Here is a 6,163-nt window from a genome sequence, read left to right on the forward strand (position 1 = left end):
ACCGGAAACGGCGACACCGCCATATCCGGCCTCCGGTTCCGCTTCGCTCCACCTCCGTCCGGATATGGCGGCGATGGGCTTAATCCACTAACAAACCTATCGGTCCACTCGGTGGGGGCAGATCAACTTGCCCATGTTCTTTATATGTTCCATGATTGCGCCCCGCGGTTCCCGCGGGTTCGCATCGCTGGAGCCTTGATCGTGGAGCATGATCTGCGGCTGCGTGCCGCTGAGCGCGAGAGCTTTAACGCCGTTGACCCGTGCGATGACTGGTCACTGGAGGCCGTCAAGGCCGTCGCGCGCAATCGGTCTATCAAATGCTGGCATTTGGTTTGGGCGCAGACCACGCAAGGCCTTCACACCAATCCGAACTTCCAGCCCCAGTTGTTTGCATCCCCGTCCTGACCGTCCCGATGGCCCGATTTGATCCGCGCGGCGGTCGCATTCCGACCACCCTGTTTGAGTGCGCCGCCTGGCACATGAATGTCCTTGCAATCTGCCGGACGCCGCAGTGCCGCCGTGTCGCAATCTTCGACCCGCACCAGCTCTGGTGGCGGTTTCATCGCCACGGCTGGGATGATCGGTTAAGTGCCGTCGGAGACCGGCTCAAGTGCACCGCTTGCAAAAGCAACGCAGCAGTCAGCACGACCAAAACCCGCGCAGCGACCGTGCAGCTGCCATGGCCCGATGACCGCGAATGGAAGCGCGCCGTCAACCGGTTCCGGGCCTGAGCTAGCCGAGCAGCCAGCGGATCGCGCTTATGGCGCCGGCGACGAATGTGCCCAGCAGCAGAGCTGCCAACAGCCAATATTCCAGCGCTTGAGCTAGGTCGCGCAGCTTGGGTGGATCCTTCATCCCGCCATCCAAGCGAACCAAGGCCATGTAGGAAAGCAAAATCGACGCCGCGCCGTGCGCTGGTGCCGTGACGCATCGGGGACAGTACAGCCCATGCGGTTCGGCGGGAGCGATGGGACGGAATTTTGCCCGGAACAGCTGGCGCGGAGAGGTCTGCCGGCACGCCGACACCGATCGTCTGCATCGGCGCCACCTTCTGCACATCATCTGACTATCGGGCTCGGCACTGGTCATCGATCTCGAAGATGAGACTGCGAGGATTACCGCTGACCAGCCGAATCGAATAGTTCAGGACATCACGATCGTCGATCCGTAAGCCATCCCGTTGCAAACGGGATTGCCCGGTTCAACCCTCGCCACTGGCGCAGTGCACCTCCGCTATCATCTGCTGGTCGAGTGCGACGAGACCATCGCGCTCTCGGCCGATGCACCGGTTTTATTCTCGCGCCCGTCGATCGACGTCTTGTTCGAGAGTGCAGCGGACAGCTATGGCGCGCGGCTGGTCGGCGTCATTTTGACGGGCGCCAATGAGGATGGCGCGCGCGGTGCGGCCGCTGTGCATGCTGCGGGCGGAGCGATGCTGGTTGAAGATCCTGCCACCGCCTATGCCGCAGCGATGCCGACTGCTGCTCTGGCCCGCTGCCCCGCCGCCGCGACACTGTCGCTGGACGCGATCGCCGATCGTCTATTGAAGCTTGGAACATCATGAGCAACCCGCCCCCACCGATCAACTTCCTGCTCGTCGACGATCTCGAAGAAAATTTGCTCGCGCTGGAAGCGCTGCTGCGACGCGACGGGCTGGCCTTCCTGCGCGCGCGCTCGGGCGAGGAGGCGCTCGAACTGCTGCTCAACCACGACGTCGCGCTGGCGCTTCTTGATGTGCAAATGCCGGGCATGGACGGGTTTGAGCTGGCCGAGTTCATGCGCGGCAACCAGCGCACCCGTCATGTCCCGATCATCTTTGTCACCGCCGGCAGTACCGACACGCAGCGCCGTTTCCGCGGCTATGAAGCCGGTGCGGTTGATTTCATCCAGAAGCCGATCGAGCCCGACATCCTGCGCGGCAAGGCAACGGTGTTCTTTGATCTCTATCGGCAACGCCTGGCGTTGGCGGAAGCAGCGCAAGGGTTTGAAACGCAAGTGCGCGAGCGCACCGCAGAGCTGGAACATGCGCTGGTGCGACTACAGGCCGAAACCGCCGAGCGCGAACGCGCCGAGGCATCGCTGCGGCAGAGCCAGAAGATGGAGGCAGTCGGACAGCTGACCGGCGGGATCGTGCATGATTTCAACAATATGCTGACCGGTATCATCGGGTCACTTGACCTAATGCGCCGCAAGATCGCCGCAGGCCGGATCGATGAGATTGGCCGCTACATCGATGCCGCCACGAGTTCGGCGGAGCGGGCCGCATCGCTTACCCACCGGCTTCTCGCGTTTTCGCGCCGACAGTCGCTCGATCCGCGTCCACTCGACATCAACCAGCTCATCGTTTCGATGTCGCCGCTCGTGCAGCATGCGCTGCCGGAGCAGATCGAGCTCAAGCTGCTCCATGGCACTGACTTGCCCCATGCCTTGGCCGATGCCCACCAGCTCGAAAATGCCATCCTAAACCTCGCGATCAATGCGCGCGATGCGATGCCCGACGGTGGAGTCCTGACAATCACGACCAGCCGTGTCGACATCGAACCGGCGGAGGCTGCTCATGCCCTTGGACTGCGGACGGGCCGGTTCGTCCTTGTGTCGGTTTGCGATACCGGCACAGGAATGACGGCCGACATCATCGATAAGGTGTTCGATCCCTTTTTCACGACCAAGCCGATCGGGCAGGGTACCGGTCTCGGACTTTCGATGGTCCATGGCTTTGCTCAACAGAGCGGCGGTGCCGTGCGGATCGAAAGCGAGCCCGGTCGCGGAACGTCCGTCCGTCTGTATCTGCCGATTACTGATGCGTCCCCGGTGGCCGAATCCGGCGCACGTCGGGTGGCACGGCAGGGGTTAGGTGAGCGCGTGCTGTTGGTGGAGGACGATGATTCCGTGCGCATGCTCGTCCGCGAGGTGCTGCAGGAGCTGCAATATGAGGCGATTGAGATCAGTGATCCGTCCGCCGCGCTTCGCCTTCTTCAGTCCGACGCCCGTATCGATCTGATGATCTCGGACATCGGCATGCCGGGGATGAACGGTCGCGACCTCGCAAATGCCGCGCGCAAACTCCGTCCCGCCCTGCCCATCCTGTTCATCACGGGCTATGCCGAACATGCCACGCACCGCGGAAGTTTTCTCGACGAGGGCATGTCGATGATCAAGAAGCCCTTCTCGCTCGAAGAGCTGGCGAGCACTGTCAATGCGATGATTTCCACCTGACATCGAACCAGAGTGCCGTGACAAACGGTAGCTTGCCAGTCCCCGCTGCGGGCCGGTCAGTGCGCCTCGAAGACCGTCCCGAAACCGACAGACTACCCCGGGACGGCTGTCCCAATCCATCGCCGTGAACCGGCGCGCGGTGACCGCATATTCAGGATCGTTATGGCAGATATGGGTTCCGGACGCCCACAGCGGCACTGACGAAGTGCCCTCCGGCATTCTGTCCGACATGGGTGACAATGATCTCGTCCGCGTTAGGTCCGATGAACAACAGCCGGAATTGACCTGATGCCGTGGTGATGCTCGAGGTGGTAGCGCCAGCTACCGCGTTTCCAGAAATCGTGCCGTTCAATCGGACATTGTAGATGCCGCCGACCCCTCCGTCGAAGAGGTTGCGCCCGCTTGCGGAAATGGTCCCTGTGACCGTGCCAGCTGCAAAATCGACAGTGATCGTGTCAAACACCGTTGCAAAATACAGATCGCTGTTGCCGGCGAAGTTTCCAGAGCCGGTCACCGAGAATTTCACGACGCCCGACCGCGGCATTGCGGTCGCTGGCGTGACCGGGCCGAATGCAAAATAGTTCAGTCTCGTGCGGCGGGCACCGGGATCTGCGATGCTGTGTTGCCACCCACCGACACCTGCATAGCGCGGTTCCACACTGCCTGATCCAAGGACCGACGTGGTCGTGACCTTGAACTTGTACATCGCCAGATAATCGACGGCATTGTTCGAATTCCGGGTGAACAATACCGTCGGATAGGTCGGGTCAGAGGCCGTCGTGTCGCTGGTCAGCTGTGCGGCGCCGAATGCTGCAGAATGGATGGCGTCAGCGATTGAGTAGCCAGACCCTGCGGCGTAGCTGGCACGGAAGCCCGGCGTGTCCAGCGTCACCGACCGATTGCTGGTGGTCCCGCCGGTTGTCTGGCCGTTCAGCTCGCTTGCCGTCCCTGGACTTGTGGTCATCTCCATCAAAGCGGCGATGAAGGTGGCATCAGCAACGGGCTTGAGCTCGCCGGTTGTCCCGCCGGTCCCCGGCGCAGGGGATGGCGACGCCCCTGGCGATGGCGTGGGACTGGTTCCACTGGGGGTGCCGCTGATCGACCCGCTGCCGCCCCCGCCACACGCCGACAGCCAGATCATTGCAGTGAGTCCGGCACCAAATCGCAACCACGATGAATACATAGCCACCCCCAATAAAACAATCGCTTGCAGGACATTGTTGCGCACTGCAAGGGCTGACGTCGCAGAAGATCAGCCCCCCCTCTCACATCATCGCCGGCCTTTGCGAGGGGCCAGGGCGCAACGGGTGAGATCCGAGCTCTGCACCTTCATGCGCCGCCTGCACAGGCGTCAGATGGGACCAATTCAGAAAGCAATTCCGCCATCGGAGATGCAAGGAGAACCATCACCTGCGCTGTGGTCAGGCGCCAAACCAGTGCGCACAGTCCGCGTGGCGGTGCGTGGCGTTGGCCCGAAATCGCCCCATCCGGTGGTCACGCGGCATGCCCTGACTGGGTGTGGAACTCCAGATCGGAGGATCACTGGCTCATGCGCAGGTGCCGAGCCGATAAGCGGGGCCGGGCAATAGCTCGATCAAGTCCGTACAGCCGGCATGCCTGAATCTGGACCGCAGCGCGAAGATGCAACCATCGACCGCTGGCCGCAGATGGGTATCCCGAGCAGATCCCAATCTGGCCGCAATCGCGTCGTTCGAGAAAAACTTCGACGGGTGCGATGCCAGCAGGGTCAATAGCCGATATTCGGTCGCACTGGTCGGCACATGCGTGCGACCGAAAAAGGCCTCCCAATGCTCGCCATCGAGCACCAGCTGTCCGACCGACAGACGCGTTGCCGAGAGACCAAGCGACGGCGGCTGTGTCGGCTGCAATAGCGCCCCGATTGCAGCAAGGACGTCGCGGACCAGCACAGGCCTTGGAAGCTGCAGGTCGGGCTCCGGACCGCAACTGGTGGTGGAGCCAGCAAGGCACCCGGGCCGCACGATGCGGATAGAGGACCCCTCCATTGGTCGGTCGGCGGTTTCTGGGCATGGCGGCAGGAAGGCGCTGATGCCAGGCAGCCCGTCATCCAGCACAAGCAGGTCAGGCATCCGCCTGGCGAGCTGAGCGCGAACCAGGTCGGCATCGCCAGCCTGATCGGCGCTCATCCCGTTTTCTTCCACGACAATGACAATCCGGTCGCGCAAGCTAGGGTCGCGGACTGCAATCAAAATGTGATGACGCCGTGAATACATGATCGTGACCTAACCGACTTGGCGACCGGCCGATACGCCAGACTATGCCATGCGCCCGTTTCAGTTCGGCAACCGACATGCAAGCTGCCCTGTCGCGCAGGGCATGCACGCCTGCAGGGCCGCGGAGGCCATTACAAGCCACCTGAGACCATTCGCACGAAATATGGCGATCACGGTGCGCGTCGCGCAGACCGAAAACACACGTCCCCGTCGCGAACCGGGCAGAGTCAGGGGGCCGGGCTCGCCAGCTTTGCGACCCATTGCGCGATGGTTGCCAGCTGGACCGGCTGGACAAAGGTGATGCCGATACGCGCGCCGCGGACCCAGCAGACGTGCCCCACGAACGGCGCAACGCCCTCGAGATCCAGCTCAATCTCTTCGCCCAGGCTGACGGACAGATCTGTCGCAACCTTTGCCCCGCCCTGGGAGATGTCGAGCAGGCGCACGAGATGCCAGATTACGCCGACCCTCAAGCGCGCACGCAAATCTGTCGACACGCGTGGACCGCGCGGTCGGTGGGCTGCGGCGAGAGTGGCGCGCGAGCTCAGATATGCATCAAGCTGCACAGGCTTAACAGCCCGTTGACGAAGTCGGGTCCGTCTGATTCAGAGAGAGTATTGAAGGACGAGATAGGCTGCAGCGATGGCGATGAGGCGTGATGGGGATGTTCAGCCGGATCTGATCGTGTCCTGGTC

The 6,163-nt window shown here is 62.4% G+C and carries 8 protein-coding genes and 1 pseudogene; 5 read left to right on the forward strand and 4 right to left on the reverse strand.

Translation table 11 applies throughout. The annotated features are described in order from the left end of the window. The 3 genes and pseudogenes from KYX69_RS22715 to KYX69_RS22725 form a co-directional block, all read left to right on the forward strand. Nucleotides 1–91: pseudogene (locus tag KYX69_RS22715) on the forward strand (integrase catalytic subunit); the annotation flags it as partial. A 110-nt stretch (nucleotides 92–201) separates the two neighbouring features. Then, nucleotides 202–405, forward strand: coding sequence for a hypothetical protein (locus KYX69_RS22720; protein WP_300501633.1), 204 nt, complete (start codon nucleotides 202–204; stop codon nucleotides 403–405). 8 nt (nucleotides 406–413) lie between these two features. Next, nucleotides 414–731, forward strand: coding sequence for a hypothetical protein (locus KYX69_RS22725; protein WP_300501634.1), 318 nt, complete (start codon nucleotides 414–416; stop codon nucleotides 729–731). 1 nt (nucleotide 732) lies between these two features. On the opposite strand, the gene KYX69_RS22730 is transcribed toward KYX69_RS22725, so the two are convergent. Next, a complete protein-coding gene (locus KYX69_RS22730; RefSeq protein WP_300501635.1) occupies nucleotides 733–855 on the reverse strand; it encodes a hypothetical protein in 123 nt (40 codons plus the stop codon). Nucleotides 856–1,192: 337 nt separating this feature from the next. On the opposite strand from KYX69_RS22730, the gene KYX69_RS22735 reads away from it, so the two are divergent. Together KYX69_RS22735 and KYX69_RS22740 are read left to right on the forward strand one after the other, a co-directional pair. Beyond that, nucleotides 1,193–1,564, forward strand: a complete 372-nt coding sequence (locus KYX69_RS22735) for a chemotaxis protein CheB (RefSeq protein ID WP_300501636.1) — start codon at nucleotides 1,193–1,195, stop codon at nucleotides 1,562–1,564. Next, nucleotides 1,561–3,216, forward strand: a complete 1,656-nt coding sequence (locus KYX69_RS22740; protein WP_300501637.1) for a response regulator — start codon at nucleotides 1,561–1,563, stop codon at nucleotides 3,214–3,216. Before KYX69_RS22735 ends, KYX69_RS22740 begins: the two co-directional genes overlap by 4 nt. A gap of 160 nt (nucleotides 3,217–3,376) precedes the next feature. On the opposite strand, the gene KYX69_RS22745 is transcribed toward KYX69_RS22740, so the two are convergent. The 3 genes from KYX69_RS22745 to KYX69_RS22755 form a co-directional block, all read right to left on the reverse strand. After that, nucleotides 3,377–4,357 (reverse strand): transferrin-binding protein-like solute binding protein, encoded by a 981-nt coding sequence (locus KYX69_RS22745; RefSeq protein WP_300501638.1) that lies wholly within the window; start codon nucleotides 4,355–4,357, stop codon nucleotides 3,377–3,379. Nucleotides 4,358–4,763: 406 nt separating this feature from the next. Beyond that, on the reverse strand, nucleotides 4,764–5,420 hold the full coding sequence (locus KYX69_RS22750) for a winged helix-turn-helix domain-containing protein (RefSeq protein WP_300501639.1): 657 nt from the start codon (nucleotides 5,418–5,420) through the stop codon (nucleotides 4,764–4,766). Nucleotides 5,421–5,695: 275 nt separating this feature from the next. After that, the gene (locus tag KYX69_RS22755) at nucleotides 5,696–6,034 is read right to left on the reverse strand and encodes a PilZ domain-containing protein (protein WP_367280223.1); all 339 of its coding nucleotides are present in this window, start codon (nucleotides 6,032–6,034) and stop codon (nucleotides 5,696–5,698) included. Nucleotides 6,035–6,163 lie beyond the last annotated feature (129 nt).

Origin of the sequence: Sphingomonas sp. (assembly GCF_030145815.1) — a bacterium.
Classification (GTDB): Bacteria; Pseudomonadota; Alphaproteobacteria; order Sphingomonadales; family Sphingomonadaceae; genus Sphingomonas.